The 633-nt window shown below is 65.7% G+C and carries 1 protein-coding gene and 1 pseudogene; one reads left to right on the forward strand and one right to left on the reverse strand.

The features are described from left to right. Positions 1 to 123: 123 nt before the first annotated feature. Positions 124 to 282 (reverse strand): type II toxin-antitoxin system prevent-host-death family antitoxin, encoded by a 159-nt coding sequence (locus tag FLX07_RS35900; RefSeq protein WP_142576432.1) that lies wholly within the window; start codon positions 280 to 282, stop codon positions 124 to 126. Between the two features lie 13 nt (positions 283 to 295). Here FLX07_RS35900 and FLX07_RS35905 point away from each other — a divergent pair. Next, positions 296 to 633 (forward strand): annotated as a pseudogene (locus tag FLX07_RS35905) (helix-turn-helix domain-containing protein); the annotation flags it as partial.

Consider the following 633-nt stretch of genomic DNA (forward strand, 5'->3'; position numbering starts at 1 on the left):
GCCACGTCCGGTGAGTGCACACGAGCATCTCCCGGCCAAGGCCGACACATCCCGTTGAAGACCCGAAGTCAGTCAGAGTTTGAGTCAGACCCTGCCGGGAGGTGCTCACCTACATCATCTCTGTCAGTGTTCGTCCTGTGCTTGCTCGGCGGTTTCGGCGATCGGTACTGGCACGACGGCGGCGATTCTCTGTCCCCGGTTGGTGATGTACGTGATCCGGCCGCGTACAGCTGCATCGTTGAGCACGTCCGCGAACTGGCGGCGCGCTTCCGCGACGCTCATGCACAATTGATCTGTGCAGCTCCGGTACACCTTCCGCCTCTACCCGACCCCGGGCCAGCGTCAAGCGCTGGCCCGGGCGTTCGGGTGCGCGCGGACGGTGTTCAACGACGGGCTGCGCGCACGGCAGGAAGCCCACGCGGCCGGGTTGCCGTGCGTCTCGGACGGGGAGCTGTCCAAGCGGGTCATCACGCAGGCGAAGAAGACCCCGGAACGCGCCTGGCTTTGCGAGGTGTCGGCCGTGGTGTTGCAGCAGGCGCTGGCCGATCTGATACCGCCTACCGGAACTTCTTCGCCTCGATCTCGGGCAAGCGCAAGGGACCGAAGATCGCCCCGCCCCGATTCCGGTCCAAG

It is taken from the genome of Microbispora bryophytorum (genome assembly GCF_006874465.1).
GTDB lineage: Bacteria > Actinomycetota > Actinomycetes > Streptosporangiales > Streptosporangiaceae > Microbispora > Microbispora bryophytorum.